At 45.0% G+C, this 25,613-nt stretch carries 29 protein-coding genes; 14 read left to right on the top strand and 15 right to left on the bottom strand.

Annotation, left to right across the window (positions count from 1 at the left end; all coding sequences use genetic code 11):
* Positions 1–10 precede the first annotated feature (10 nt).
* The 5 genes from BACINT_RS11985 to BACINT_RS11965 all read left to right on the top strand — a co-directional run bounded on the left by BACINT_RS11985 (position 11) and on the right by BACINT_RS11965 (position 5,192).
* Positions 11–1,354, top strand: a complete 1,344-nt coding sequence (locus BACINT_RS11985; RefSeq protein WP_007663366.1) for a DEAD/DEAH box helicase — start codon at positions 11–13, stop codon at positions 1,352–1,354.
* 274 nt (positions 1,355–1,628) lie between these two features.
* A complete protein-coding gene (serC, locus tag BACINT_RS11980) occupies positions 1,629–2,696 on the top strand; it encodes a 3-phosphoserine/phosphohydroxythreonine transaminase (RefSeq protein WP_007663365.1) in 1,068 nt (355 codons plus the stop codon).
* 104 nt (positions 2,697–2,800) lie between these two features.
* A complete protein-coding gene (locus BACINT_RS11975; protein WP_007663364.1) occupies positions 2,801–3,724 on the top strand; it encodes an NAD(P)-dependent oxidoreductase in 924 nt (307 codons plus the stop codon).
* 1 nt (position 3,725) lies between these two features.
* Positions 3,726–3,920 (top strand): hypothetical protein, encoded by a 195-nt coding sequence (locus BACINT_RS11970; RefSeq protein ID WP_007663363.1) that lies wholly within the window; start codon positions 3,726–3,728, stop codon positions 3,918–3,920.
* 24 nt (positions 3,921–3,944) lie between these two features.
* Positions 3,945–5,192 carry a DUF1015 domain-containing protein gene (locus tag BACINT_RS11965; RefSeq protein ID WP_007663362.1) on the top strand — a complete coding sequence of 416 codons (1,248 nt, stop codon included), beginning with the start codon at positions 3,945–3,947 and terminating at the stop codon, positions 5,190–5,192.
* A 60-nt stretch (positions 5,193–5,252) separates the two neighbouring features.
* Here the strand turns inward: BACINT_RS11965 and BACINT_RS11960 are convergent, their stop codons facing one another.
* Positions 5,253–5,624: a hypothetical protein gene (locus BACINT_RS11960; protein WP_007663361.1), complete on the bottom strand. Its 372-nt coding sequence runs from the start codon at positions 5,622–5,624 to the stop codon at positions 5,253–5,255.
* Entirely contained in the window at positions 5,621–6,169 is a 549-nt protein-coding gene (locus BACINT_RS11955; protein WP_007663359.1) for an RNA polymerase sigma factor, read from the bottom strand. Before BACINT_RS11955 ends, BACINT_RS11960 begins: the two co-directional genes overlap by 4 nt.
* A gap of 143 nt (positions 6,170–6,312) precedes the next feature.
* On the opposite strand from BACINT_RS11955, the gene BACINT_RS11950 reads away from it, so the two are divergent.
* From BACINT_RS11950 to BACINT_RS11940, 4 genes are all read left to right on the top strand, one after another.
* Positions 6,313–6,711 (top strand): DUF6249 domain-containing protein, encoded by a 399-nt coding sequence (locus tag BACINT_RS11950; RefSeq protein WP_007663356.1) that lies wholly within the window; start codon positions 6,313–6,315, stop codon positions 6,709–6,711.
* Between the two features lie 135 nt (positions 6,712–6,846).
* Positions 6,847–7,020 (top strand): hypothetical protein, encoded by a 174-nt coding sequence (locus tag BACINT_RS24370; RefSeq protein WP_007663354.1) that lies wholly within the window; start codon positions 6,847–6,849, stop codon positions 7,018–7,020.
* A 49-nt stretch (positions 7,021–7,069) separates the two neighbouring features.
* Complete coding sequence (locus BACINT_RS11945; protein ID WP_007663352.1) at positions 7,070–7,312, top strand: hypothetical protein; 243 nt, start codon at positions 7,070–7,072, stop codon at positions 7,310–7,312.
* Positions 7,302–8,186: a D-isomer specific 2-hydroxyacid dehydrogenase family protein gene (locus BACINT_RS11940; protein WP_007663351.1), complete on the top strand. Its 885-nt coding sequence runs from the start codon at positions 7,302–7,304 to the stop codon at positions 8,184–8,186. The genes BACINT_RS11945 and BACINT_RS11940 overlap by 11 nt, the downstream gene beginning before the upstream one ends.
* A gap of 5 nt (positions 8,187–8,191) precedes the next feature.
* Here the strand turns inward: BACINT_RS11940 and BACINT_RS11935 are convergent, their stop codons facing one another.
* A complete protein-coding gene (locus BACINT_RS11935; protein ID WP_007663350.1) occupies positions 8,192–8,983 on the bottom strand; it encodes an aspartate dehydrogenase domain-containing protein in 792 nt (263 codons plus the stop codon).
* Between the two features lie 123 nt (positions 8,984–9,106).
* Between BACINT_RS11935 and BACINT_RS11930 the strand changes: the two genes are divergently transcribed.
* Positions 9,107–9,508: an FKBP-type peptidyl-prolyl cis-trans isomerase gene (locus BACINT_RS11930; RefSeq protein WP_007663348.1), complete on the top strand. Its 402-nt coding sequence runs from the start codon at positions 9,107–9,109 to the stop codon at positions 9,506–9,508.
* Between the two features lie 10 nt (positions 9,509–9,518).
* Positions 9,519–10,091: a flavodoxin family protein gene (locus BACINT_RS11925; RefSeq protein WP_007663346.1), complete on the top strand. Its 573-nt coding sequence runs from the start codon at positions 9,519–9,521 to the stop codon at positions 10,089–10,091.
* Positions 10,092–10,116: 25 nt separating this feature from the next.
* Here BACINT_RS11925 and BACINT_RS11920 read toward each other — a convergent pair whose 3' ends face one another.
* Positions 10,117–11,247, bottom strand: coding sequence for a glycerate kinase family protein (locus tag BACINT_RS11920; RefSeq protein WP_007663344.1), 1,131 nt, complete (start codon positions 11,245–11,247; stop codon positions 10,117–10,119).
* Positions 11,248–11,251: 4 nt separating this feature from the next.
* Positions 11,252–11,869 carry a hypothetical protein gene (locus tag BACINT_RS11915; protein ID WP_007663342.1) on the bottom strand — a complete coding sequence of 206 codons (618 nt, stop codon included), beginning with the start codon at positions 11,867–11,869 and terminating at the stop codon, positions 11,252–11,254.
* A 212-nt stretch (positions 11,870–12,081) separates the two neighbouring features.
* Between BACINT_RS11915 and BACINT_RS11910 the strand changes: the two genes are divergently transcribed.
* Positions 12,082–12,687, top strand: coding sequence for an IMPACT family protein (locus BACINT_RS11910; RefSeq protein WP_007663340.1), 606 nt, complete (start codon positions 12,082–12,084; stop codon positions 12,685–12,687).
* Between the two features lie 36 nt (positions 12,688–12,723).
* Here the strand turns inward: BACINT_RS11910 and BACINT_RS11905 are convergent, their stop codons facing one another.
* Positions 12,724–12,933 carry a CDGSH iron-sulfur domain-containing protein gene (locus BACINT_RS11905; RefSeq protein ID WP_007663338.1) on the bottom strand — a complete coding sequence of 70 codons (210 nt, stop codon included), beginning with the start codon at positions 12,931–12,933 and terminating at the stop codon, positions 12,724–12,726.
* A 125-nt stretch (positions 12,934–13,058) separates the two neighbouring features.
* Between BACINT_RS11905 and BACINT_RS11900 the strand changes: the two genes are divergently transcribed.
* A complete protein-coding gene (locus BACINT_RS11900) occupies positions 13,059–14,186 on the top strand; it encodes an HpaII family restriction endonuclease (protein ID WP_007663337.1) in 1,128 nt (375 codons plus the stop codon).
* Entirely contained in the window at positions 14,186–14,752 is a 567-nt protein-coding gene (locus BACINT_RS11895; protein ID WP_007663336.1) for a nitroreductase family protein, read from the top strand. The genes BACINT_RS11900 and BACINT_RS11895 overlap by 1 nt, the downstream gene beginning before the upstream one ends.
* A gap of 989 nt (positions 14,753–15,741) precedes the next feature.
* Here BACINT_RS11895 and BACINT_RS11885 read toward each other — a convergent pair.
* The 9 genes from BACINT_RS11885 to BACINT_RS11850 all read right to left on the bottom strand — a co-directional run bounded on the left by BACINT_RS11885 (position 15,742) and on the right by BACINT_RS11850 (position 25,588).
* On the bottom strand, positions 15,742–18,072 hold the full coding sequence (locus BACINT_RS11885; protein ID WP_044155016.1) for a TonB-dependent receptor: 2,331 nt from the start codon (positions 18,070–18,072) through the stop codon (positions 15,742–15,744).
* A gap of 231 nt (positions 18,073–18,303) precedes the next feature.
* Entirely contained in the window at positions 18,304–18,672 is a 369-nt protein-coding gene (locus tag BACINT_RS11880; protein WP_007663330.1) for a GntR family transcriptional regulator, read from the bottom strand.
* A gap of 3 nt (positions 18,673–18,675) precedes the next feature.
* Positions 18,676–19,437, bottom strand: coding sequence for a hypothetical protein (locus tag BACINT_RS11875; protein ID WP_007663327.1), 762 nt, complete (start codon positions 19,435–19,437; stop codon positions 18,676–18,678).
* 9 nt (positions 19,438–19,446) lie between these two features.
* A complete protein-coding gene (locus tag BACINT_RS11870; RefSeq protein WP_007663325.1) occupies positions 19,447–20,271 on the bottom strand; it encodes an ABC transporter ATP-binding protein in 825 nt (274 codons plus the stop codon).
* 141 nt (positions 20,272–20,412) lie between these two features.
* Positions 20,413–20,949 carry a GNAT family N-acetyltransferase gene (locus BACINT_RS11865; protein ID WP_007663323.1) on the bottom strand — a complete coding sequence of 179 codons (537 nt, stop codon included), beginning with the start codon at positions 20,947–20,949 and terminating at the stop codon, positions 20,413–20,415.
* A gap of 93 nt (positions 20,950–21,042) precedes the next feature.
* Positions 21,043–21,702 carry a PAQR family membrane homeostasis protein TrhA gene (trhA, locus tag BACINT_RS11860; RefSeq protein ID WP_007663321.1) on the bottom strand — a complete coding sequence of 220 codons (660 nt, stop codon included), beginning with the start codon at positions 21,700–21,702 and terminating at the stop codon, positions 21,043–21,045.
* Between the two features lie 90 nt (positions 21,703–21,792).
* Positions 21,793–21,957: a hypothetical protein gene (locus BACINT_RS24200; RefSeq protein ID WP_157448656.1), complete on the bottom strand. Its 165-nt coding sequence runs from the start codon at positions 21,955–21,957 to the stop codon at positions 21,793–21,795.
* Between the two features lie 120 nt (positions 21,958–22,077).
* Positions 22,078–24,927, bottom strand: a complete 2,850-nt coding sequence (gcvP, locus tag BACINT_RS11855; RefSeq protein ID WP_007663320.1) for an aminomethyl-transferring glycine dehydrogenase — start codon at positions 24,925–24,927, stop codon at positions 22,078–22,080.
* A 22-nt stretch (positions 24,928–24,949) separates the two neighbouring features.
* Positions 24,950–25,588, bottom strand: coding sequence for an MBL fold metallo-hydrolase (locus tag BACINT_RS11850; protein WP_007663318.1), 639 nt, complete (start codon positions 25,586–25,588; stop codon positions 24,950–24,952).
* Positions 25,589–25,613 lie beyond the last annotated feature (25 nt).

Raw genomic sequence — 25,613 nt, 5'->3', positions numbered from 1 at the left:
AAAGAATGTTATGGAAATTCAGGATATACTGCGTAATCTGCAAGTAGAACAACTCACCCCGATGCAGGAGGCTACTCGGGAGGCTTATCATGAAAATAAAGATTTGGTGCTACTCTCACCTACGGGTTCGGGTAAAACACTGGCTTTTCTTCTTCCGTTGGTACAATCATTAAAGACGAATGTGCAAGGTGTGCAGGCCGTTGTGTTGGTACCTTCGCGGGAACTGGCATTGCAAATTGAAACTGTATTTAAATCCATGGGAACTCCCTTTAAGGCTATGAGTTGTTATGGTGGCCGTCCTGCTATGGAGGAACATAGGACGATGAAAGGTGTTAATCCTTCAGTCATTATCGGTACACCGGGGCGAATGAACGATCATTTGAGAAAAGAAAATTTTGATGCGGGTACTGTTACTACATTAGTAATAGATGAGTTTGATAAATGTCTTGAATTTGGTTTCCATGACGAGATGGCGGAAGTTATCGGACAGTTACCTTCATTAAAAAAGCGTATATTACTTTCAGCTACAGATACCGAAGAAATTCCCCAATTTGCCGGAGTGGGAGGAGATTCCCAATCTTCAGTCTCCGGTTCTCAACTGGTTAAGCTTAATTTTCTTGATCCCGATGCTCTTGCCCCTCGTCTGAAGTTACATAAAGTTGTTTCTCCCGAAAAAGATAAGCTGGAAATACTCTACAATTTGCTTTGTACGCTTGGTTATCATTCCACTCTTGTATTTTGTAACTATCGTGATAGTGTGGAACGCGTCACCGGATACCTGCAAGCAAAGAAGTTCCCGTGTGATATGTTTCATGGGGGTATGGAACAGCCTGACCGTGAGCGGGCACTCTATAAATTTCGCAATGGTAGTTGTTCCGTATTAATTTCTACTGATCTTGCTGCCCGCGGACTGGACATTCCGGGCATCGAAAATGTAGTGCATTATCATCCTCCCGTGAATGAGGAAGCCTACACTCATCGTAATGGGCGTACAGCGCGTTGGGAGGCATCGGGAAACGTCTATTTGATTCTGCATGAAGAAGAATTTGTACCGGAATATATTTCTGATGATATTGAAACTTACGAATTTCCAGAGGTGCTTCCTAAGCCTGCTAAACCTCGTTGGGCTACATTATATATAGGTAAAGGAAAAAAAGATAAATTGAATAAAATCGATATTGTAGGTTTCCTATATAAAAAAGGTGGAATGGCACGTGAAGACGTCGGGCAGGTAGATGTGAAAGAACATTATGCTTTTGTAGCTGTGCGCCGTAGCAAAATGAAGCAATTGCTTACGCTGATACGTGGTGAAAAAATCAAAGGAATAAAGACGATAATAGAGGAGGCTAAGTAAACTCTCTTATAAATATTCATTTTATTTGCATTTATTCTTCTGAATGTAAAGTAATAAATCCTCAATACTTTTAGTTTCTCTAAAAGTATTGTTCTTGATAAGCATGGATAACAAAATGGTGCATATATCCTGTATAAACCATAAAAAAGTAAGCTAAATGCGGTGTAAAAATGGAATTTCATCATGAAAGGTTTGTTTTAAAGAAATATTTCCGTAATTTCGCAAGGTCTAAAGACATTAATGAACGAAATTGTATAACCAAAACAAACTTCAAATGAAAAAGCATAATTTCAATGCAGGACCTTCTATTCTTCCTCGTGAGGTGATTGAGGATACGGCAAAAGCTATTCTCGATTTCAATGGTTCAGGCCTCTCACTGATGGAAATCAGCCACCGTGCTAAGGATTTTCAACCCGTTGTGGATGAAGCTGTAGCACTATTCAAAGAATTACTTAATATCCCTGAAGGGTATTCGGTACTGTTCTTGGGCGGTGGTGCCAGTTTGGAATTCTGCATGGTACCCTTCAACTTCCTTGAAAAGAAAGCTGCTTACCTGAATACAGGTGTATGGGCCAAAAAAGCCATGAAAGAAGCCAAAGCATTCGGTGAAGTAGTTGAAGTCGCTTCTTCCGCTGAATCTACTTATACTTATATTCCGAAGGACTATACAGTACCTGCTGATGCTGATTATTTCCACATCACAACCAACAATACTATTTATGGTACTGAACTTAAGGAAGATTTGAATGTAAATGTTCCGATGATTGCTGATATGTCTTCTGATATTTTCTCCCGTCCTATCGACGTGTCTAAATATATCTGTATCTATGGCGGTGCACAGAAGAATCTGGCTCCTTCCGGTGTTACATTTGTTATCGTGAAGAATGACGCTTTGGGTAAAGTTTCCCGTTATATCCCGACAATGCTGAATTATCAGACACATGTTGACAGCGGTTCCATGTTTAATACTCCTCCGGTTGTTCCTATCTATGCTGCATTGCAGACTTTACGTTGGATCAAGGCACAGGGTGGTGTGAAAGAAATGGAACGCCGTGCCATAGAAAAGGCAGATATGCTGTATGCTGAAATCGACCGCAACAAAATGTTCGTAGGTACTGCCGCACAGGAAGACCGTTCACGCATGAACATCTGTTTTGTGATGGCTCCCGAATACAAAGAATTGGAAGCTGACTTTATGAAGTTTGCTACAGAAAGGGGTATGGTAGGTATCAAAGGACACCGTTCAGTAGGTGGATTCCGTGCATCTTGCTATAATGCTATGCCAAAAGAAAGCGTACAGGCTTTGATTGACTGCATGCAGGAATTTGAGAAACTTCATTAATAATATTTATTCACCACAGAGTCACGCTGAGGTTTCACAGAGTTGTAGAACTCAGTGTTACTCAGTGAGACTCTGTGGTGAGTCTTTTTTAATATCATAGAATTATGAAAGTATTAATTGCAACAGACAAACCGTTTGCTAAAGTAGCTGTAGACGGTATTCGCAAAGAAATTGAAGCAGCAGGTTATGAACTTGCTTTGCTGGAGAAATATACAGAGAAAGCACAGTTACTGGATGCTGTGAAAGATGCCAATGCTATCATTATCCGTAGTGATATCATAGATGCCGAGGTGTTGGATGCAGCTAAAGAACTGAAGATTGTGGTACGTGCAGGTGCAGGTTATGATAATGTAGACCTGGATGCAGCTACTGCACATGGTGTATGCGTAATGAATACTCCGGGACAGAATTCAAATGCCGTGGCTGAACTTGCTTTCGGCATGATGGTGATGGCTGCCCGTAATATGTATAATGGTACTTCCGGTACGGAACTGAAAGGTAAGAAACTAGGTATCCATGCATATGGTAATGTAGGTCGTAATGTAGCCCGTATTGCTAAAGGTTTTGGAATGGAAATCTACGCTTTCGATGCTTTCTGCCCAAAAGAAGTAATTGAAAAAGATGGTGTGACAGCTGTTGACTCTGCTGATGAGCTCTATTCTACTTGCAATGTAGTTTCATTGCATATTCCGGCTACTGCCGAAACGAAGAACTCCATCAACTATGCTTTGGTGAACAAAATGCCGAAGGGTGGCGTATTGGTGAACACAGCCCGTAAAGAGGTTATCAACGAAACAGAATTGATTCAGTTGATGGAAGAACGTGCTGACCTGAAATACATGACTGACATCATGCCTGCTGCCAACGAAACATTTGCAGCTAAGTTTGTCGGACGCTACTTCTCTACACCGAAGAAGATGGGAGCACAGACTGCCGAAGCTAATATCAATGCAGGTATTGCTGCTGCTCAGCAGATTGTAGGCTTCCTGAAAGACGGTTGCGAGAAATTCCGCGTTAACAAAAAGTGAGATGAATAGCAGGACTGCCTATCAATTTGCAGTAATCTATCTGACGATAGGTGCTGGTATATTTGCATTGAGCAGTATATTCAGAAAAGAACTTTCAGATTTCGCCCTCGGCTTTTGCGAGGGCGTATCTGTTGTGCTGATAGTAGGTAGTGCCATCTATTTGATAGTGCATTTCATGAAAAAGAAATCTCAATAATCCATTAAAAACACACCTTGACTTATGGCTATAATTAAACCTTTTAAGGGCGTTCGTCCTCCGCAGGACTTGGTAGAACAGGTTGCTTCCCGTCCGTATGATGTGCTGAACTCAGCAGAAGCGCGCGAAGAAGCGAAAGGAAACGAGAAATCCCTGTATCATATCATTAAGCCCGAAATAGATTTTCCGGTAGGCACTGACGAACATGATGAATGTGTTTATCAGAAAGCTGCTGAAAACTTCCAAATGTTCCAGGATAAAGGCTGGTTGGTGCAGGACGATAAAGAAAACTATTACGTCTATGCGCAGACCATGAATGGAAAGACGCAGTATGGTCTGGTAGTTGGCGCTTATGTTCCCGACTATATGAACGGTGTCATCAAAAAACATGAATTGACCCGCCGCGATAAGGAAGAAGACCGCATGAAGCATGTTCGCGTGAACAATGCCAATATCGAACCGGTATTCTTTGCATATCCTGACAATGCTACTCTGGATGCTATTATCGCTCATTATACTGCCGGAAAGCCAGTGTACGACTTTATCGCTCCCGGCGATGGTTTCGGACATACTTTCTGGATTATTGATAAACAGGAAGATATTGATGCCATCACCCATGAATTTGCTAAGATGCCTGCCCTCTACATTGCCGACGGACATCATCGTAGTGCTGCCGCCGCTTTGGTGGGAGCTGAAAAAGCGAAGCAGAATCCTAATCATTCCGGTGACGAAGAATACAACTACTTCATGGCTGTTTGCTTCCCCGCCAACCAACTGACAATTATCGATTATAACCGTGTTGTCAAAGACTTGAACGGTTTGACACCGGAACAGTTCCTGGCTGCTGTCAGCAAGAACTTCACGGTTGAAGAAAAGGGTGCGGATATTTATAAACCTTCCGGTTTGCATAATTTCTCCCTTTATCTGGATGGCAAGTGGTATAGTCTGACAGCTAAACCGGGCACATATAATGATAATGACCCGATTGGCGTGCTGGATGTGACCATTTCTTCTAATCTTATTCTGGATGAAGTACTCGGTATAAAAGACCTTCGTTCCGACAAACGTATTGATTTCGTTGGTGGTATCCGTGGTCTGGGCGAGTTGAAGAAACGGGTGGATAGTGGCGAGATGAAGGTAGCTTTGGCACTTTATCCGGTCAGCATGAAGCAGTTGATGGACATTGCAGATACAGGCAACATCATGCCTCCCAAAACAACGTGGTTTGAACCGAAATTACGTTCGGGACTGGTTATCCACAAATTGGATTAAAACTATTATTTGAAAAAGAAAAACGAGGATGTTCCTTTCGACGGACATTCTCGTTTCTTTTTAAGAATGATGCTTGTAATATCGTTTTCTCATCCATCGGTCGAACAGGACGAACAACGGAATTGTAATAAGTATCAGCACCCAAAATGCCGGTATCTGAATATTGTCAGGTTTCAGGTTCTCCGTAGGAGTGAAGGCCTCCCTGATGACATCACCAAAGTAAGTGGCTAATCCGGCAATGCAACATCCTACTAAGAATACAGAAGCAGCTATCGTCGCAAATAAAGTTCTTCGTTCCGATTTCTTTTCCCGCAGACGCATAGCCTCTTCCACCTTCCTCATGGTGCGGTAAGCAAAGTTGGAAGGCAGGCGAAATTCATTTTCCGCTTTTACGGCTCTTTTCAGTCCTTTATCTTTTTGTTCTTCGTTCATACTTCCTCTTGTTTAATGAGTACATATATCTTTTTGCGTACGCGATGCAATTTTACTTTTGCATTGCTCTCTGTCAGGCCCAGAATCAGGGCGGTTTCATTCATCGTCTTTTCTTCATAGTAGAATAGAGTAATCAAGGCACGTTCGTCGGAGTTCAGTTTTTCTATGGCTCTGTTTAGTTTGATAATCATTTCCTCGCTTTCGTCGTTCAGCGTTTCATCAACCTGTTGTTCCGAAATGTTGGCGAGTAACGTATCATCCATGGCAAAGGTATCAAATTTCCTTTTACGGGCTGCCGAAATCGCCGTATTATAAGCGATGGAATATATCCATGTGGAGAAAGAACTTTCGGCTTTGAAAGAGGAGAGGTGCTGGAACGCTTTCAGAAAAACGTCTTGCGTCAGCTCTTCGGCATCCTCCTGATTGCAGATGATGCGGGCAATCAGGGAAAATACCTGTTGACCGTACTGATTCAGGAAGTTTTCGTACAGAGCAGTTTCTCCTTTCAATATTCGTCGGATAATATGTGTTTCGTTATTCTCCATTTTGCTCTTTAGACGCAACTCTATATATAAGGTTACAGAATCCGGAAAGAAATATTTTTTTTCGCAGAATGTGTAACCTCACAAAGAAGCCTGCGTCTAAAGTGTACAAAGGAACAAAAATACTAATTTAAAACGAAACGAATATGATGGATTTTATTATGGTGCCTACGATTATGGCAATCATTACTTTAGGAATTTACAAACTGTTTGAATTGTTTGTATGTAAGAAGGAGCGCCTGATGCTGATTGAGAAGATGGGGGATAAGTATGTCCCGGATGTAGCTTGTATGCCGAAACTTTATGGCAATTTTTCTTTCTCGGCATTGAAATTAGGATGCCTGCTGGTGGGCATGGGATTGGGATTGTTGATAGGTTTTGTAATTTGCACTTCGGCAATTCCCGGATACTTGGATAAGGATGTGGACAACTGGCGTGTTTATCGTGAGACGGTATCTTTGGTTTATGGAGCTTGCGTGCTTTCGTTTGGAGGTATCGGGCTTATCACAGCCTTTATTGCAGAGTTGAAGCTCAGTAAGAAATAATGGCCGGAATTTAGGAATTTTCTTATGATAAAAAAGAGTTGTCAGTCATTGGCAACTCTTTTTTGCGTTAAGAGAGAACCTTAAGGATTCTCCGTGTGTTACTATATTAGTAAATAACCTAACCAGAATAAGAATATGGATAAAAAAGAAGAAAAAGCTCTCGAAAGTAAGAGCAAGATGCAGAAAAGTGCTGAAGAAACATTACCAGGACGACAATTGGGGTTATATTCCAAAGTCGATAAGAAAGAAGTGCGCAATATGGTTTCTGAAATAAATCCGGATAAGAATAGCTTGGGCAGCAGAGGGTAGTTTCGTTTTAATTGACTATCTTTGCAACGCATTTAAAGTTTATAGAACAATGAAAACGAAGAAACGCAGGGATGTCCTATCGGCATTCAAGGAAGCGAACCGCTCGATAGAGCTGGAACGCAATGGCGGGCGTTGGATTGCAAAAGACCGTCCGCATAAAAACAAGAAGAAGTATTGTCGTAAAGATAGTAAGAAAGAGTTGTCACGTATCATCGATGGCAGCTCTTTTTGTTTTATATCACTCTTTTTGTTAACTTCGCCGTTTCTAAAATCAAAAAACTATGTTTCGTAAACTTGTAGCAATAGAACCTGTAAGTCTGATTCCGTCAGCAGAAAAAGAACTGCACTCATATGCAGATGAAGTTGTGATGTATCCTGATATTCCGGCAGGAGATGAGGAAATTATAGCCCGCATCGGAGATGCCGATGCTGTGCTCCTGAGTTATACTTCCCGGATAAACCGTGCGGTGTTGGAGGAGTGTACGGATATTAAATATATCGGGATGTGCTGTTCGCTGTACTCTCCCGAAAGCGCCAACGTGGATATCCGCTATGCCAATGAACGGGGAATAACCGTAACCGGTATTCGTGATTATGGCGATGAGGGTGTGGTGGAATATGTGATCAGTGAGTTAGTGCGTTGTCTGCATGGATTTGGTCAGGAACCGTGGGAAGATATGCCGCGCGAGATTACCGGGCTGAAAGTTGGTGTTGTGGGTCTGGGTAAGTCCGGTGGCATGATAGCGGATGCATTGAAGTTTTTCGGTGCGGAGATTGCCTACTTTGCCCGTAGCGAGAAGCAGGAGGCGACAGCTAAAGGATATCGTTTCCTGCCGTTGAACGAACTTCTTGCTCAGAGTGAGGTTGTTTTCTGTTGTCTCAATAAGAACACGGTTTTGTTGCATGAGGCGGAGTTCGGACAACTGGGAAACAAGAAGATTCTGTTCAATACCGGATTATCCCCGGCATGGGACGAACCGGCATTTGTCAAGTGGCTGGAAGGTGACAATCTTTGTTTTTGTGATACGGTGGGAGCTTTGGGTGGAGAGCAACTTTTGAGTCATCCCCATGTCCGTTGCATGCAAGTTTCCACTGGCCGCACCCGTCAGGCGTTTGACCGCCTGAGCGAGAAAGTGCTTGCCAATATAAAGGAATATATCCGGTAATCGAATCAGAAGAATACAATCGGTGATGTGATATTGAGCAGGGTGTTCACCACAGACCACCCTGCTATTTCAGCCGTGGCACTGTACACATCGATTACGGCATGTACCTGCTCATTCTTTATTTCTACTCTTTGCGTATCTCCCACAAATCCGGGGGTGGATTGCATGGACATTTGCATGTTTTCGGGACCGACAGAAGCCAGTGAGGCGGCAACGGCTACATTGACTTTGGTAGGGAACATGGCGATGGCTTCGGTTGCATTGCCTGAGAAGACAACCCGTTGCTCGGTTTGCAGAGCCTCATCATATACGGCAGTTCCTTTCAAAGCATTAGGACCCTTTTCATTAAAAAACTTGGCGGTTGCGTTTCCCATCAGAGAGGCTGTGCGCAGCACATCAAATCCGCCGGTAGCTCCGGAGACGATATACACACGTGTGCCATTTGCTTGGGCTGTCTCTATCACTTCCTGATAAAAAGCTGTGTCTGCCAGTGCGCCGATAGAAAGGGTGACGATAGAAGTCCCGTTCTTCAATGCAGGCAGGGCAAGTTCTTTCATGGCGGCAGGGGAGGCTGCTTCCACTAAGTAATCGGGCTTCAGTGCCAGTAATTCTTCTATGGTTGTGCAAGCCATACATGTTTTTCCATGTTGCTGCATTTTGGCAACGATACGTTCAGCTTTTTCTGCTGTACGAGAGTATACACCCACTAAATCATATTCAGGCAACAAGCCATTGACAACTGCATCCGAAACTATTCCGGCGAGTCGTCCACATCCGACGATAACTAATTTTTTCATGGGGCAAAGATACTCCTTATTCGTATAAACTCCAAAATGCAGCTATGAGCTTCGTCTATTTTTTGCGGGACGATATAAATGTTGTACTTTTGTGATTGAAAAAGCAATAAGAAGTTTGAGTATATGGGACGAAAAGACGAATATAAACTGCAAAATGAGCAATACTTGGAAGCATTGCGTGCAGAAGAAGATATCAAAGAACTACCTTGCGGAATCTTCTACCGTGTATTGGAAAGCGGCAACGGTGATAATACTCCCCGTTTAAATAGCATTGTGACTGTGCACTATAAAGGTACCTTGATAAACGGTCGTGAATTTGACAACTCCTGGAAGCGCAATTGTCCTGAAGCATTTCGTCTGAACCAAGTTATCGAAGGTTGGCAGATAGCCCTGCAACGGATGCATGTAGGTGACCATTGGATAGTCTATATCCCTTACTCAATGGGATATGGAACACGTAGCAGCGGTCCTATTCCCGCTTTCTCCACTTTGGTGTTTGAAGTTCAGCTATTAGGAATCGCATAATCATGTCATCATGAAAATTCTGATTATTAACGGAAGTCCCCGCAAGCAAGGCCATATCTCGAAGATGCTTCAACTTATGGAAACAGAAGCAAAAGACAATGGCGACGAAGTAACCGTCGTGAGAGTTGCCGATCTGGCAATCCGTCCTTGCATCGGCTGCATGAGTTGCCGTGAGAAACTGAAATGTTGCCTGCCGGAAGATGATGCACAGCGCGTACTGAAACAGATAGAAGAAGCTCATGCCTTGATTATCGGTGCTCCCTGCTATTGGGGGAATTTGCCCGGACAACTGAAAGTAATGTTCGACCGCATCGTTTACGGAATGATGGGAGAGACATCGCGAGGCATTCCTATCGGGCTGCATAAAGGAAAAAAGGCCGTTATCGTCAGTACTTGCACCACCCCGTATCCTTTCAATATTCTTTTTAATCAGTCAAGGGGAGTGGTGAAAGCACTAAAGGAAATTCTGAAATGGAGTGGATTCAAAGTCATCTCTGCCATTGAGAAAGGCGGAACGAAGCAACATTCCGGACTGACGGAACGGGAAGTGAAACGCTGTCGCAAAGTGATACGTAAGCTGTAATCAGGAGACCATTGAAAGATAAATTTTAGAAGGAACGACAAATCTCTACCACCGTTTCTGAGATATTTGCGCGTGCAACTTCCGGTTGCATGGCCTGCTCCAACGTTATGGATGGTGGATTGATAGAATATACTCCCCGAAATCCCGCCCGATGCAGGTCGTCTGCATTTTCTACGCTACCGGCTATCAGTATAACCGGAATTTTCTGTTTGCGAGCTTTGTCAAGTATGCCGGAAGGAACTTTCCCCATTAATGTTTGTTTGTCGGCCTTTCCTTCGCCGGTGATAATCAAATCAGCACCTTTTATTTTATTGCTGAAATCAAGAGTCTCCAGCATCAACTGTATACCCGGTTTCAATTTTGCATTCAGAAAAGCCAGTAAACTGCCACCCATACCACCTGCCGCACCTGTTCCGGAATGATTGGAAATGTCTTTCCCCGTTGTGTGGAAAATGACTTCTGCAAAGTTTTTCATGCCTGCATCCAGCGCCTCTACCATTTTCCGGTCCGCTCCCTTCTGAGGAGCAAAGATATATGCGGCGCCTTCCAGACCATAAAATGGATTTTGTACGTCGCAGGCAACGGTAAAATGGGAAGTTCTTAAATCAGGGTGGACGAAACTTGTATCTATGGAAACAACTTCCATTAAAATTTTTCCGTTACCAGTTTCCAATATCTTCCCTTCTTTATCCAGAAACCGGAAACCTAAGGCCTGTAACATTCCCAGTCCGGCATCATTCGTCGCACTGCCGCCAATGCCGATGATGAAGTTGCGGCAACCACGTTCCAACGCATCACGAATCAGTTCTCCCGTTCCGTAGGAGGTTGTCAGCATCGGATTCCTTTTCTCCGGCGGAACCAGAGGCAACCCGCTGATGCTTGCCATTTCTATAAAGGCCGTTTTCCCGTCTTCCGAAATGCCGTAGTAAGTATCGTGCCATTCCATGAGAGGGTTGTGGGCAGAAATCTGCACTTCACGTCCGTTGGTTGCTGCAATCAGCACATCCAGCATTCCTTCGCCGCCATCGGCTATAGGTAGAGACAGAATTTCACACTCCGGGAATACAGAACGAATACCCTCAGCAGCAGCTTTTCCTGCTTCTGCCGAGGATAAACATCCTTTGAAGGAGTCGATGGCGATGACTACTTTCTTCATGTATTTAGATTTCCTCTATATCTTCTATATCTTCCAGTTTGGCTTCGGTCTTAGCTTCCGTCTTTGTCAATTTCTTGGTATTGTTGGCAATAACTGCCAAAGCGCGATACAGTTCAGCAAGCAGGCGTGCAAATACAACAATCAGGAAACCGTATATCGGCATGAGGAAGAAAATGCCTGTAGATACCGGCATGACGTATTGTAATTCGTTTGCTGCCAAAAGTGCGATAATCAGTGAGCAAAGCGTGCCAACAACACCGATATAAAGTCCGAGCCATTCACCCACTGTCTGTGTCAGATGGGATACTACAGGGATAGCAATGAATTCGTTGTCTTCCTGGATGACTTCTTTCAGTTTGTTTTTCCGGTTCATCCAGAGCAGATAGCTGGCCCATGCACCACCGCAAAGGATAATAAATATCAGAATAAAAGCAAAGATTGCTTTCCCCTCGGCGAACTTGAAGAACCCCGTGTCGATGACTTTCACCAGGATTGCAATAGGAAATAGTAGATTTAGTACAGCAAAGATGACATAAAGCCAACGGAAAGGTTCACGGAAGAAACGTCCGTTGTCGATGTAACCTAGCAGAGGGGCGAGAAAGGTAAACAGCTTGTTGTTCATAGTGATAAATGTTACTTATGGGAGGACCTTGCATTCTAAGATTGTAAGTATGAGGCCCTGATACATACTTATAATCAGAAGTTTTTCAATTGAATGCGGTTCTGTTTTGACAAATTTACGAAAAAACTTTTAAACTCTGTCCGTTTCGTCTGAAAAAGAGAGAGGATTAGAAACTATTTTCTTATAACGATAAGAATACGTATCTTTGCACCATGAGTGAAGATACCTACAAAACCATAAACGCTCCTGCCGAAGGGATTTATACCGAGAAGCGTAGCAAATTCATTGCTATCGCTTTGCCTGTGCGTACTGTCGATGAGGTAAAATCGCATCTGGAAACTTATCAGAAGAAATATTACGATGCCCGTCACGTCTGCTACGCCTATATGTTGGGAGCCGAGCGCAAGGATTTCCGTGCCAATGATAACGGAGAACCTTCCGGTACGGCAGGAAAACCTATCCTGGGACAGATTAACTCCAATGAACTGACCGATATACTGATTATCGTGGTCCGCTACTTCGGTGGCATCAAGTTGGGGACGAGCGGACTGATTGTTGCTTATAAAGCTGCTGCCGCCGAAGCGATAGCTGCTGCCGAGATTATAGAAAAGACGGTGGATGAGACGGTGGCTTTCCTGTTTGAATACCCTTTTATGAATGACGTGATGCGCATTGTCAAGGAGGAGGAACCGGAAATACTGGAACAGTCGTACGATATGGATTGCCGCATGGCGCTTCGCATCCGTAAGTCGATGATGCCGAAGCTGAGGGCACGCCTGGAAAAAGTCGAGACATTGCGCTTTGAAGAGGATGCGTAATGTCTCAGCTCCCCGGAGAAAATTCCTCTGGTACGTCTATTTCAGAGATAAATCGTTATAGTGGATTTTCCTGTGCGTCCCGTCGCAGAAGGGTTGTTTATAAGAGCGTCCGCAGCGACACAAGGCGATTCTTCCTTTTCGTACCTCTGCTTTTCCCTCCCGGTCTATCAATTTAAAATTGCCTTCTACAATAAAAGGTCCGTTGGGTGTAGCCGTGATGGCTACTGTATTTTCTTCAGTTTCCATATCATTGTTTTTTTAATGTTATACGTTTCAAATAAAACGTTTGCGCATGGAAATAGTTTGTCCATTCACTTTTTTTGTATGGATTTCCTTATCTTTGTGCGCACTTATAAATAATATATAGATATATGGCATTCGAAGCAACAAAGCGTGAGTTGGGCGAACTCTACACATTCTTTCGCCTGTTGGCAGACGGAAAGGTTTCATTGGGCACACCGCAAGTCCGGAAGGATGAAGCAAAGTGCTGGCCCATTGCGATGGTACAAAGGGAAGAGCATGACGGCACGCGCCGTTATTATATAGAACAGGAAAATATCCGTATCGTCAGCGGGACGGTGGAGAAAACGGGGACGTTTACTGTGGCTGACAAGGAAGAACAGAACATTCCCCGCGAAGACTTTGGCGGGGCGGCAGAGCTGATACTTGAATTGCTGAAAACGACTGCCGGTTCCGATACGATTGAAGTTCCTGAAGGTCTGGAAGGTTTTCTGGATGCCATCAATGTCTACGATTTGGAGGCGAAGACGGAAGACCGCACGGATTTCTCTGTTGCCTTCTGGCACGCTGAAGCACCGTTGACGGGATTTAATGTCCGTTGCCGCCTCAGTTCGATGAACCCGTTGCTGGATGGCGGACGCACGGCAAACCTGAAACTGGAACAGTCGGGCATCAAGTTTGCTACGCCTACGGTGAACAAGGTGAATGCTGTGCCGGAGTCTCCAACGGAGGTTACGGAACGTATGCTGATGATTGAGCGTCTGGGCGGAGTGCTGAAATATTCGGATGTGGCGGACCGTGTGTTCCGTTGCAACCTGCTGATGATTGATTTGCACTTCCCCCGTATGTTGGCGGAGATGGTGCGCATGATGCACCTCGACGGCATTTCCCGTGTCAGCGAACTGACGGAGCGTATCAAAGAGATAAATCCTCTGAAGATAAAAGATGAACTGATAAACAAACATGGTTTCTATGAGTTTAAGATGAAACAGTTTTTGTTGGCACTTGCTTTGGGCATGCGTCCGGCAAAGATTTATAACGGTACGGACTCAGCCGTAGAAGGCATTCTGCTGGTAAATGCGGAAGGAGAGGTGCTTTGCTATCATCAGTCGGAGCGCCAGGTATTTGCCGATTTCTTATATCAGAACACTCGTTTCGAGAAAGGCTCGGTAGATAAGGATAAGTACGGTTTCCTTGAAAAAGAGAACGGTGTGTATTATTTCAGACTGAATGTAAAGATTGGGTTGACAAAAAAATAATGAGTATGAATGAGATTTTAAAGACCATCAAGTCGCGCCGCAGTGTGCGCGCTTATACGGAACAACAGATTTCGCAGGAAGATTTAAGCACCATTCTGGAAGCGGCAACCTATGCCCCCAGTGGTATGGGACTCCAGACATGGCATTTCACCGCCATTCAGAATGGCGCTGTACTGGAAGAACTGAACGAAAAGATTAAAGGCGCTTTTGCCAAGAGCGATGAACCCCGTTTGCAGGAACGCGGACATAGCCGGACGTATTGTTGTTATTATCATGCTCCTACACTCGTCATTGTTTCCAACGAACCGACACAGTGGTGGGCAAGCATGGATTGTGCCTGTGCCATGCAGAATATTTTCCTTGCAGCCAAGTCTCTCGGCATCGGTTCCTGCTGGATAAACCAGTTGGGGCAAACTTGTGATGATCCTGATGTGCGTGCTTTCCTTACGAAGCTGGGCATCCCCGAAAACCACCGCGTATATGGTTGTGCCGCTTTAGGTTACGCCGCTGCCGCTCCGGTGAAGGAGAAGAAACTGGCGGAAGGCACTGTGACGGTTATTAAGTGATACTGAACGTTCCCTTGTTCTCTATATTTACTTTCGTATGCTGAATATATTTGTCATCTGTTGTCCTGCATAGAGGTATGGGATAAAGATGACTGGATTGAATGTTTTGCCATCTTGCGGAGCTTGATGGAAAAGAATGCAGGGAATCCGTATGATGAAAATGCAAAAAGAAAGCATTTGGGGAGAATGAAAGGAATGTTGTATGGTGATATTCCTGTAAATGCTTCCATACGTTTGTATATGGTTAAATTTCAATCAAATGGACTTTAAGAGAATGATTGGAATGCTTCGAAATGTAGCGGATAAAACTTCTTTCAGAAGAAGATTTTTCCATGTTTTGGATAAAAATAGCCTTATATCCGATAGGGCTACACCCTTTTAAGTACATGGTTACACCCTTTTGGGCATATGGCTACACCCTTTTTGCTGAATGGTGTAGCCCTTTTTCAACCCCGTTATCTCCCCTGTTATGTTCGTTTCTGCCGATAGGAACTTCCGTTACTGCTCGTGGGAACTCCGGTTTCCCTTAATGGGAACTCCAGTTCCCTTTAGTGGGAACGACAGTTTCTCCTTGTGGGAACGCTCGTTTCCTGCTGGTAGGAAACCCCAATTGCTTGTTTGCTAATTGATTATGAAAGCATCTGGAAAGTGTCAAAAAACGATGCGAAGCTGCAGGGTAAATCGGGAGCCGATGGACGAATAAGTACTAGATAAAAGACAATATGAGGAAAAGTCATAACAATAACGAAAATACTTTTCTTCGTATGTTTACCCATCGTTGATGTAGCGAATCACTCTTGCCGTTTTCTTTCCCCACTATACAGCAAAGAAGGTGTTCATAAAAATGCCCGCAGAGGAGGCGGCAGTCAGGTAATTAATGAATTATACATGAAGCAATTTCGTATAATTCCGTCGCCTCGCCCTGTGGGCTCCCTCTTTTCACAAAGCGGGTTGAAATGAAGCTATATTCCGATAAGAATTTACTTCATTTATCTCTGCATATCAATGATACCGCTATCCGTATCGCTATTGTTCAATCCCTTGTTACCGGCTTTGTGTTTGCGGCCGAACTCAAACGTATAGCCTACGCGGAGTATGAACATCTGTCCCGTTTCTTTTACAAAAGTTTCCGAACGGAAAGGCGCTACCTCACTGATACGTTCTTTTCCCACCTTATAATTATTGGTGAAAGGAAACAGAACACCAATCCCTGCCTGAAAGTTTTGCTTGGCATACATCGCCATAAATGCGGTCTGATTCTCATTCTTCTTGATGGTTTCACCAAAGAAGTTATTCTGCACTTTCCGGAACTGCCCGAGCAGTGAGAAACCTTTGTATTGCAATTGCGCCATCACACTGTAATAAAATTCATCGTACGTGTGACTGTATGTCAAGCCTTCCGACCAATTGCGGGTATATCCTCCCGAAGCATAAAGCGTCAGGAAATCTTTCAGCCCGAACAGCGTTGCGCCGTTGATGCCTACCATCAGTTCCGCATTTAGGCTTTGGAACGACCGTTGGTTTTCATCTTTCAATATCAGTTTCCCGTCCTCAACGAAGATGCTTTCCATGATGGGACTGTCGTAATACTGGTGGCGCACGCTCAGATTGGCATTGAACTGCTTCTTCGAATAACTGTAAGACAGAGAGTTCGTGAACTGCTGATACGTTTTCAGCAACGGATTACCACGAACTATCTGTATCGTATCTATAGCCTGCTCCACATCCGTCAACGAACCAAGCGACGGTATGGCGGGACTGATATTGAACCGGTAGCGCAGGAAGCCCGCTTTCTTCAAATTGTAACTCAATCGTACGGTAGGCGTGAAAGTATAGTAAGCATGGTCTTCGTTGCTTTCCTTGAACCAGGCGCGCGTCATGCCCACACTACCCGCATAACTGAAATCCTTCACCTTGCCCTGCACCTCAAAGAAAGCGGAAGTCTGCGACTGGTCCATTTTCGAAGTAGTGGGATTGGAGCCTTTGTATTCATTCTCCGTCCTCATCTGGTAGTGGCGGGCGCCACCGCTCAGTTTCACATCCTTGAAGCTCTTTTCATAAATGGCCTCACCGATGACAGAGCGTTTATCGCCATCCACCAGTGTCTGAATATCCGCCAACGGTGCATTCTCGTCCTTGTACTCCTTATATTTACGGTTGTTCTTGGTGTGGATAAGCGTTCCCGTCACATTCATCTGTATGCTTTGCTGATGGGGCAGGGTATGCTGGAAGTAAAGGTCGAGTGCCGGAGAATAGCTGGATGTGTGGTTATTGACGTATGAATAGATAGACTCCGTGCTGCCTACTGCCCACATCCGGTTCAGCTCGTTCTGGTAAGGCGCGTTGTTGAGGTTATTGCGGAAGATGGCGTTGAAGACATACTTGTCCGCTTTCGTCAGATTGTATGTCAGGTTCAGGTTGTTGATGAAACTGAGTGCGGGGGATTCGTCTTCGATACCTTCCTTGATGCGGTCGATGGTACGGTCGCCCAGGTGGAAGGTTTCGTGAGATTCGAGGCGGCTGTGATACTTGCCGTTCTTGTTGAAGTAGTCGATGCCCCATTCGGAGTTTTTGTAATTGAACTTCGCACTCAGGAAATTCTCTCCCCACAGGGTATGGGGTGAGTCGGAAAGCTGGAAGTTTACCACACCACCCGTTTCGCGGCGGCGCAGGATGATGTTCACCACAGCGCCCAGTTCGTCGTCACCGTATTGCTTGCCGGGGTCTTCAATGAACTCCACGCGCAGCACGTCTTTGGCTCTGATGGCGGCTATTTCCTTGTCTGTCACCTTGATGCCGTTGATGCGGGTTTGCACGGCTCCACCGCCACTGACACTCATGCTGTTGGTGAAGTTGTCCACTTGCAGGCGGGCGATACCGAGATTGTTCAGCAGGTCGTAGGCACCGAACGAGCGTTTCAATTGGCTTTCGGTGGGCAGGATAATCTGACGATCCACCCGTTGAAGCACGTTACTGGCGGATACGGTTACCTCGCCCAGACTGACGGCATCTTCCTGCAACTGTACATCGCCCAGATCGAGGTTGTTGTTCAGTTTCAGCAGGATGACTTCACTCTGATAGCCGATGAAAGTAATGGCGAGGCGGTAGTTGCCCGCCTTGATTTTATTGAGAGTGAACTTGCCCTGTGCATCCGATGTTACTCCGGTCACCAAGGTGGAGTCTGTGGCCCATAGTGATACGTTGGCGGCTATAATCGCCTCTTGAGAAGCGTCTGTGACACGTCCTTTGACGGAGAGGTTCTGTGCCTGCGCACTGAGTACGCAGAGGACAAGCAATAGTAAAAATAGTTTTGTTTTCATATTCATTTCTGTTAGTAGGTTACTAATCAATTAGGGATACAGATTTCATTCCTCCCCATTGGGGAAGATTTTATCTATTGTATTTCAATTGTTTATACTTTCTTCGTTGAGACGGTGAAAGTTAGGATTGTACGGCGGAATTCAGTTCGTACATCAGCGTAAAAACCTTGACTATGATGAGTACGAAGAGGAGTCCGAAAGTAATCCATAATGCTGTCTTTGCGTATCTCTTCATGAACTGCTGTTTTTAAGTTTATTATATCGTTCTGTTATTTCATCTATGCTGATGCCAAGCAGGTCCATAATGCTGAACAGGTCGGCAAGCTGGTTTTCAAAGAATTCTTTCTTCTGTATCTTCATCACTTTCTTCATGGCATCCTTTGAGAGATAGAAGCCCATGCCCCGCTCGGGATAGATGATGTCCTCCGCTTGCAGGTATTCGTAGGCTTTCAGCACGGTGCGCGAGTTCACGGCAAGCTGCGTGGAAAGCTCCCTGACCGAGACTATTCGTTCGCCCACCGTCCACTCACGGGTGAGTATCTTGCTGAAACAGAAGTCTACAATCTGCTGGTATATCGGTTTATTGGTCTTGAAGTCCATAGCTTACAGTTGTTTTTCTTTGAGCAGGAAGTAGCTCGATATCCATATTCCGATGCTGAACAAGATAGGGGTACCGTAGTTGCAGAAAGCAATGATGGCTTCTGACGTGCTGCTTATCGGGAAATTATAGATGGGATAGGCTATGTTTGCTATCCAATATCCGTGGCTGTCGGCAGGTTCCCACAATGTCATTGAGAGTATAATCCCGAAAATGAGAATGAAGCAGGAACACAAAACGATGAAGGAATTTATCAGCTTCTGGCGTTTGAAGGCTATGCATCCGAGGAAGAAAATTCCTTGCATCAAGCTGCATGACAGTATCTGGTCTTTTTCTATCAGGTGAAATTCAATGTGGCTGCCGAAGTGTTGCAGGTAGCTGGTACCTGAGAGTATTAGTAACCCTTTTATGCCTGTTATCAGCAAGAAACAGAACAGCGGGAGTACGAGCAGATACTTCATCCACAAGTGCAGGAACTTTTCAAAAACGGAAGCGGGCATCAACAGGTATAGAGTAGAGGTCTGTTTGGTGATATTTATCTCCAACAGGCAGGGGGCGATGCAGAGGAACCACAACAGGTAGCGGCTGAGGGAGAAAGCCTGTGTATGTTCGATGTAATAGCTTGAGCCTTTGTTGATATCATACATCATGCAGAGAAGACAAATGCCCAGCACAATGCCGGCACTCCAAAGCAAGTGTCGGCCGGTTTCCTGTTTCTTGTACTGTTCCAGCAGGAAGAAACGTTTCAGGTTGAAGGTTGCATTCATATTCTTTGCTTATTTGAACATTGATTTTATCTTTTCCGGCACTTGCAACATTGCTTTGTACAGCAGTTCTATATCCGGTGTATTTTCTTCTTCCTCTTCATTAGGCAACACGGAGAAATATCCGGGTAATTCCTGTTCGCTGTAAATGCTGTCTTCGGGCAGACTGTCTGTCCGGGCAAAGAGGAGGCGCTGGCTGATTTCGTCCAATGAACGGTTCAGCAAGATTTCGCCTTCGCCGAGGATGATGAGGTGATCCAGCAGGTTCTCGAAGTCGTGTGCCTGATGGGTAGAGATGAGGAGCGTACTGTCATCATCTATGCTGCGGCTGATGATACGTTTCAGAGCTTGTCGGGATGTGATGTCCAGTCCGTTTGTAGGCTCGTCGAGTATCAGGAGCGGGGTATGCAGTGCAAAGGCATACGCCAGCATCGCCTTCTTCTGCTGACCATAAGAAACTGCGGATAACTTCTGTTTCCTGTCAATCTTCAGTTCTTCAAGATTCTGTTCAAACTCTTTGTGGTTGAAGTGAGGATAGAAAGCGGAATGCCGTGTGGCAAAAGCGGAAATGCTTTCGGAAGGCATCTGCATTTCTTCGGGCAGAAAGAAGTAGCGGCTCAATAAGGCGGGTTCTCTTTTTGCCGGATTCATCCCATCAATGCTGCATTCTCCTTTCCAAGGAAAAAGTAGTCCGCAAAGGAGATGTATCAGTGTGGTTTTACCTACACCGTTCTCTCCCAGAAGTCCATATATCCCGTTGCCTATCTCCAAAGATATATCATTGAAAATAGGATGGTTAGACTTGTAGCCGTAGCTGATGTTTTCTATCTTTATCATAGTTTTTTAAGTGTTGCACTGATGTACAACACTGCAAACGTAGGGGAAGCTGAGGAGAAAAACAAGGAAGGGAGAGATTAATTAATATATTTTAGCAGTCAGCGAAGTCTTGTCGTAGTGGTATGCCGACTATTGTAACTTTTACAATTCAATGAATTTCCTTTTAAAAGGTCTGTTTTTCCCAATTTGTTTATATATAAGTTTTATTCTGGCTACATATCCGCAACGTTTGAAGCCTTTCGCCGAGGCGCGGTTTGAGGATTGTACATAGGCAAAAGTGACGGATTTACCTTGTTTCCGTGCTTCATACTCTCTTATGGCGATTATTTTCCGATGTAATCCTTCTCCCCTATGATAGGGGTTGGTATAGTCGTCAAACAGATAAGCTGTATTCGGATCCATCTTTCTGTTTATGAAGTTGTCGTGATTTGTTGAGATTGCGCCATAACATATCAGGTTATCGCCATCGTAGATTCCGTAGTATGAATATCCCGGTTGGTCAATAAACCTTTCAATTTGTTTCAACTTGCGATTATTAAACCACTTCCCATCGAATTTCATTTGCTTTCTGAAGTCATCCATTGTCATTTTGTGATACTGTACTAATGTGTCGGTATCTATGGTTTCGGGAAGCTCTTTGAAGTATGCTAAGTACTTAATGTAAGTAATACCCAGCATTCTCACGACTTTAAAGATTGTTTTGTACAGGCATCCTATTATGCCGTAACGTTTGATTATGTCTGTTAGCTTGTTCTTTTTGACTGTCCGTTTTTATAAAATCAACCACACCGCCATCATGTGGCATATTGATCCTCCCAATACGAAGAAATGAAATATAGAATGCATATAACGTTGCCGGAAAGAGTAGAACACCGCTCCGGTGATGTAGCAAATGCCCTCACCGATCATCCAGTAGCACGTTCCTGCGGCAACGGCATATAGAGGTTTGAAGGCAACCAGTACGGACAGCCCCATAACGATGAAACAGATTGTTTCCACATTGCTATGTTCTTCCATTTTGCGGAAACTCGCGATAGTGCCGATGATAGCGCACAACCAGACAAAACCGAATAGTCCCCATCCCCAAGCGCCTTCGCTCCGCAGTGCAATGAGTGTGACGGGTGAATAACTGCCCGCAATATGCCAGTAGATAGCCGCATGGTCCCAATTCCGCAACCGCTTTTTCCAGGGATTATGGTATTTCAGCGCATGGTAGAGAGTAGAGGCAACGTAAGAGCCGAGCATGCCGAAGAGGTAGAGCCAGATGCCGAATACAGCCCAGAAGTTTCCACTCTGATAGCTTTTTACGAGAAATATCGTGCCGACAACAACTCCCATCAGGATGCCTGCGGCGTGCGAGAGGGTATTTATTCTCTCTTCGGCTTTTGTGTAGAAAAGTCCGTTTTGTTTCTTTTTCCGGGTGATGCTCATTTCTTCGGTTAGTACTCGTGACACTTCCGCAAAGGTATGCCTTTTGGGGCAGAAAGCAAAGATTTGCTATTTTATATTTTCGCCATCTCCCTATTGTAAGGTGTGCTTTTCGAAACTGTCCTTCTGAATGGAGTAACGGCAAGCCAGACGGTTCCAGTTCCAATGCCCGGTCGTACATATTGAGAGCAAGATATAGGTTCGACTGTCGGCCATAAGCCATGATGATGCCGTTTCCCACTTTTTGCAGACTGTCATTTATTTGATGAAGGTGGGCACGAATGGCAAGTAGTTCGTATTTCAGCAATGAATCGTTAGGAGCAACATCATTATATATATGCGGACGAATATTTATTCGTCCGCATACACCAAGAGAGTTTATTCAAAGCATCCGTAGCACGTCGGCAACAGCTTACGGTCGCCCAGCGTGTTATCCACACGCGCTACGTTTATCCAGAATTTGTTTTCGCGTACACTTTCTATCGGATAAACCGCCTTTTCCCGAGTATAGCTGTGTTCCCAGTTGTTGGCAACCACTTCATATTCGGGGTGCGGAGCGTTTATCAGAACATTGTCTTCCTTATCTGCTTTGCCTTCTTTCACTTCCTGAATTTCTTCCCAGATGTTTAACATTACATTAATGAAATTATCCAGCTCGCTGAGGCTTTCGCTTTCCGTAGGCTCTATCATCAGTGTACCGTGAACAGGGAAGGAGAGGGTAGGAGCATGATACCCATAATCCATCAATCGTTTGGCAATGTCATTCTCGCTGATACCTGTTTCTTCGTGAACCTTACGGCATTCCAATATCATCTCATGGCCTACGAAACCCGTAGCGCCACGATATACGATGCCATACGTATCTTTCAGACAGGCTGCCAGATAATTAGCGCTGAGAATAGCGATTTTGGTAGCACGTGTCAATCCTTCCGTACCCATCATACGGATATATCCGTAAGTGATAGGCAAAATACCGGCGCTACCGAATGGGGCGGCAGATACAGTATTGGCAGGATTGCCGAACAGCGGATGTCCTGGCAAGAATGGGACGAGATGTTCTGCAACGCAGATAGGACCTGCGCCCGGACCGCCGCCACCATGAGGCGAAGCAAATGTCTTGTGCAGGTTCAGGTGGCAAACGTCGGCGCCAATGAAGCCGGGATTTGTCAGACCTACTTGCGCATTCATGTTGGCGCCGTCCATATATACCTGTGCTCCGCATTCATGGATGATGCGGCAGATTTCTACGATTTCTGTTTCAAAAATACCGTGAGTAGAAGGATAGGTAATCATCAGTGCGGCAAGGTCGTCTTTGTTTTCTTCCGCCTTGGCACGAAGATCATCCATGTCCACATTACCCTGTGCGTCGCAAGCACAAGTCACAGTAGTAAAACCGGCTTGGATGGCAGATGCCGGATTGGTGCCATGGGCTGAAGCGGGAATCAATATTTTATTGCGGTGCCCCTGACCGATGTTTTCCAGATAAGCGCGGATAACGCGAAGCCCTGTATATTCACCTGCCGCACCGGAATTCGGTTGCAGACTGACGCCTGCAAAGCCTGTGATGACTTTCAATTCTTCACTGAGATTGTTTATCAATTCACGGTAGCCCTCTGCCTGGTCCTCGGGAACAAGCGGATGCATGCACATGAATTCCGGACGACTGAGGGGCAGCATTTCCGCCGCAGCGTTCAGCTTCATGGTGCAGGAACCCAGGGAAATCATGGAGTGGGCAAGGGAAATATCCTTGCGATCGAGGCGTTTGATATAACGCATCATTTCCGTTTCTGTGTGATATTTATTGAACACTTCATGGGTCAGATAAGAACTCTGACGTTTCAGAGCCTTGCTGATAGTACTGTTTACGGGAATATCTTCTGCTTTTGTCCAATCCTTACCGGCGGCAATGGCAAAAATGGAGAGCAGGATGTTGGCAGCAGATACATCTGTTGTTTCATCGATACTCATACCTACATCTCCATTGTGGAAATAGCGCAAGTTAACTTCTTTACTCAAGGCAATGGTACGTATCTGTTGTGCAGATACAGTATCAGGCAATGCAAAACGTAGGGTGTCGAAGTATTGCTCGTTCACTTGTTTGTATCCCAGCTTGTTGATGTTCTTTTCAAGATATGCCGCAATGCTGTGAATGCGTTCGGCGATAGTGCGAATGCCTTCCGGTCCATGATATACGGCATAGAAACCTGCCATCGTTGCCAGCAACGCTTGTGCGGTACAGATATTTGAAGTGGCTTTTTCACGTTTGATATGTTGCTCACGGGTTTGCAAGGCCATACGATAACACAACTTTCCGTATTTGTCTTTTGACCAGCCAATGATACGTCCCGGAATGTTACGCTTGTACTCGTCACGTGTAGCAAAATAACCGGCAGACGGTCCACCGTAGAACATTGGTGTGCCGAGACGCTGCGTAGTACCGAATACAATGTCAGCTCCCCATTCTCCCGGAGGTGTGAGCAGGGCAAGACTCAAAATATCGGCGGCTACAGCCACTTTGCAGTTGGCAGCGTGAGCTTTTTCTACAAAGGTGCGGTAATCTTCCACATTTCCACTTGCATTGGGATATTGCAGTATGCAGGCAAAAATGTCCGGCGTCATTTCCATCTCGGAATATTTACCTGTGCGTATCTGGATACCTTGCGGGATGGTGCGTGTGGTCATTACTGCCAATATTTGTGGAAAAATCTTTTCGTCCACAAACACAACGTTTGCACCGGATTTCTGCATATCGCGCGGACGCAGGGCATACATCATACTGACGGCTTCGGCCGCAGCTGTTGCTTCATCCAGCAGGGAACAGTTGGCAAGAGGCATACCTGTTAGGTCGCAGACTGTTGTCTGGAAGTTCATCAACGCTTCGAGGCGTCCCTGTGAAACTTCTGTCTGGTAGGGAGTATAGGAGGTATACCATACGGGATTCTCAAATACATTCCGTTGGATAACGGCGGGGGTGATGGTATTATACCAGCCGAGGCCGATATACGTAGTGTAAAGTTTGTTTTTGCACGCTAATCGGGTGATGTGTTGGCCGAACTCATATTCTGTCATGGGTTCGGGGAGTGCTAATGGCTCTTTCAGCCGAATGTTGGCAGGAATGGTTTTATCTATCAACTCATCCAAACTGCCGACTCCAATTTTCCGGAGCATTTTCTCTTCATCTTTCTCGCTAATGCCGATGTGGCGGCAAGCTAATAGGTCGCTTTTCATGGTAGTATCTGTTTTTTTAAGTTTATCTGAAGAATGGATTTTCTGCCTTTTCAATGCCGATAGTAGTCGGAGCACCATGTCCTGGATAGACTATTGTCTCATTGGGCAATACGAACAGGCGGCTGCAAATATGTTCTTTCAGTTCGTCGAAGTTGCCGCCGGTGAGGTCGGCACGACCGATGCTACCTTGGAAGAGTACATCTCCGGAGAACATGCAGTGATCTGCAGCGCAGTAATAAACAAGGCTTCCCGGTGAGTGTCCCGGTACGTGAATAGCCTCCAGTGTTGTATTTCCAAAACTGATGATGTCTCCATCATGTAAATAGTGCCCTATTGGTGCAGGCAGTTCGTTCCAGTGAAAGCCAAACATACGGCTTTGTTTCGGAGCTTCATCAATCCAGAATTCATCGGCCTTATTAGCTTCTACTTGCAGACCGAATTCTTTAACCATGAAAGCATTTCCAAAGATATGATCCAGATGCAGGTGTGTGTTGAGGAGATGTTTTACGTTCAAACTGTTCTTGATAATGAAGTTCTTCAACGCTTGTTTTTCCTCCTCATAATAGCAACCGGGGTCTATCACGGTAGCTTCAAGGGTGTCGTCCCACAGAACGTAACAGTTCACGGGGAACATATTAAATTCAAACCTTTTTATTTTCATGATAGGTATATGTTAGTCATTATTT

This window comes from Bacteroides intestinalis DSM 17393, assembly GCF_000172175.1.
Lineage (GTDB): Bacteria > Bacteroidota > Bacteroidia > Bacteroidales > Bacteroidaceae > Bacteroides > Bacteroides intestinalis.
This window is presented reverse-complemented; position numbering and strand designations above follow the sequence as displayed.

Bases quoted from the DNA above. Each gene is read 5' to 3' on its own strand.
- BACINT_RS11985 (WP_007663366.1), top strand. From the start codon at position 11: ATGGAAATTCAGGATATACTGCGTAATCTGCAAGTAGAACAACTCACC.
- serC (WP_007663365.1), top strand. From the start codon at position 1,629: ATGAAAAAGCATAATTTCAATGCAGGACCTTCTATTCTTCCTCGTGAG.
- BACINT_RS11975 (WP_007663364.1), top strand. From the start codon at position 2,801: ATGAAAGTATTAATTGCAACAGACAAACCGTTTGCTAAAGTAGCTGTA.
- BACINT_RS11970 (WP_007663363.1), top strand. From the start codon at position 3,726: ATGAATAGCAGGACTGCCTATCAATTTGCAGTAATCTATCTGACGATA.
- BACINT_RS11965 (WP_007663362.1), top strand. From the start codon at position 3,945: ATGGCTATAATTAAACCTTTTAAGGGCGTTCGTCCTCCGCAGGACTTG.
- BACINT_RS11960 (WP_007663361.1), bottom strand. From the start codon at position 5,624: ATGAACGAAGAACAAAAAGATAAAGGACTGAAAAGAGCCGTAAAAGCG.
- BACINT_RS11955 (WP_007663359.1), bottom strand. From the start codon at position 6,169: ATGGAGAATAACGAAACACATATTATCCGACGAATATTGAAAGGAGAA.
- BACINT_RS11950 (WP_007663356.1), top strand. From the start codon at position 6,313: ATGATGGATTTTATTATGGTGCCTACGATTATGGCAATCATTACTTTA.
- BACINT_RS24370 (WP_007663354.1), top strand. From the start codon at position 6,847: ATGGATAAAAAAGAAGAAAAAGCTCTCGAAAGTAAGAGCAAGATGCAG.
- BACINT_RS11945 (WP_007663352.1), top strand. From the start codon at position 7,070: ATGAAAACGAAGAAACGCAGGGATGTCCTATCGGCATTCAAGGAAGCG.
- BACINT_RS11940 (WP_007663351.1), top strand. From the start codon at position 7,302: ATGTTTCGTAAACTTGTAGCAATAGAACCTGTAAGTCTGATTCCGTCA.
- BACINT_RS11935 (WP_007663350.1), bottom strand. From the start codon at position 8,983: ATGAAAAAATTAGTTATCGTCGGATGTGGACGACTCGCCGGAATAGTT.
- BACINT_RS11930 (WP_007663348.1), top strand. From the start codon at position 9,107: ATGGGACGAAAAGACGAATATAAACTGCAAAATGAGCAATACTTGGAA.
- BACINT_RS11925 (WP_007663346.1), top strand. From the start codon at position 9,519: ATGAAAATTCTGATTATTAACGGAAGTCCCCGCAAGCAAGGCCATATC.
- BACINT_RS11920 (WP_007663344.1), bottom strand. From the start codon at position 11,247: ATGAAGAAAGTAGTCATCGCCATCGACTCCTTCAAAGGATGTTTATCC.
- BACINT_RS11915 (WP_007663342.1), bottom strand. From the start codon at position 11,869: ATGAACAACAAGCTGTTTACCTTTCTCGCCCCTCTGCTAGGTTACATC.
- BACINT_RS11910 (WP_007663340.1), top strand. From the start codon at position 12,082: ATGAGTGAAGATACCTACAAAACCATAAACGCTCCTGCCGAAGGGATT.
- BACINT_RS11905 (WP_007663338.1), bottom strand. From the start codon at position 12,933: ATGGAAACTGAAGAAAATACAGTAGCCATCACGGCTACACCCAACGGA.
- BACINT_RS11900 (WP_007663337.1), top strand. From the start codon at position 13,059: ATGGCATTCGAAGCAACAAAGCGTGAGTTGGGCGAACTCTACACATTC.
- BACINT_RS11895 (WP_007663336.1), top strand. From the start codon at position 14,186: ATGAGTATGAATGAGATTTTAAAGACCATCAAGTCGCGCCGCAGTGTG.
- BACINT_RS11885 (WP_044155016.1), bottom strand. From the start codon at position 18,072: ATGAAAACAAAACTATTTTTACTATTGCTTGTCCTCTGCGTACTCAGT.
- BACINT_RS11880 (WP_007663330.1), bottom strand. From the start codon at position 18,672: ATGGACTTCAAGACCAATAAACCGATATACCAGCAGATTGTAGACTTC.
- BACINT_RS11875 (WP_007663327.1), bottom strand. From the start codon at position 19,437: ATGAATGCAACCTTCAACCTGAAACGTTTCTTCCTGCTGGAACAGTAC.
- BACINT_RS11870 (WP_007663325.1), bottom strand. From the start codon at position 20,271: ATGATAAAGATAGAAAACATCAGCTACGGCTACAAGTCTAACCATCCT.
- BACINT_RS11865 (WP_007663323.1), bottom strand. From the start codon at position 20,949: ATGCTGGGTATTACTTACATTAAGTACTTAGCATACTTCAAAGAGCTT.
- trhA (WP_007663321.1), bottom strand. From the start codon at position 21,702: ATGAGCATCACCCGGAAAAAGAAACAAAACGGACTTTTCTACACAAAA.
- BACINT_RS24200 (WP_157448656.1), bottom strand. From the start codon at position 21,957: ATGACAGTCTGCAAAAAGTGGGAAACGGCATCATCATGGCTTATGGCC.
- gcvP (WP_007663320.1), bottom strand. From the start codon at position 24,927: ATGAAAAGCGACCTATTAGCTTGCCGCCACATCGGCATTAGCGAGAAA.
- BACINT_RS11850 (WP_007663318.1), bottom strand. From the start codon at position 25,588: ATGAAAATAAAAAGGTTTGAATTTAATATGTTCCCCGTGAACTGTTAC.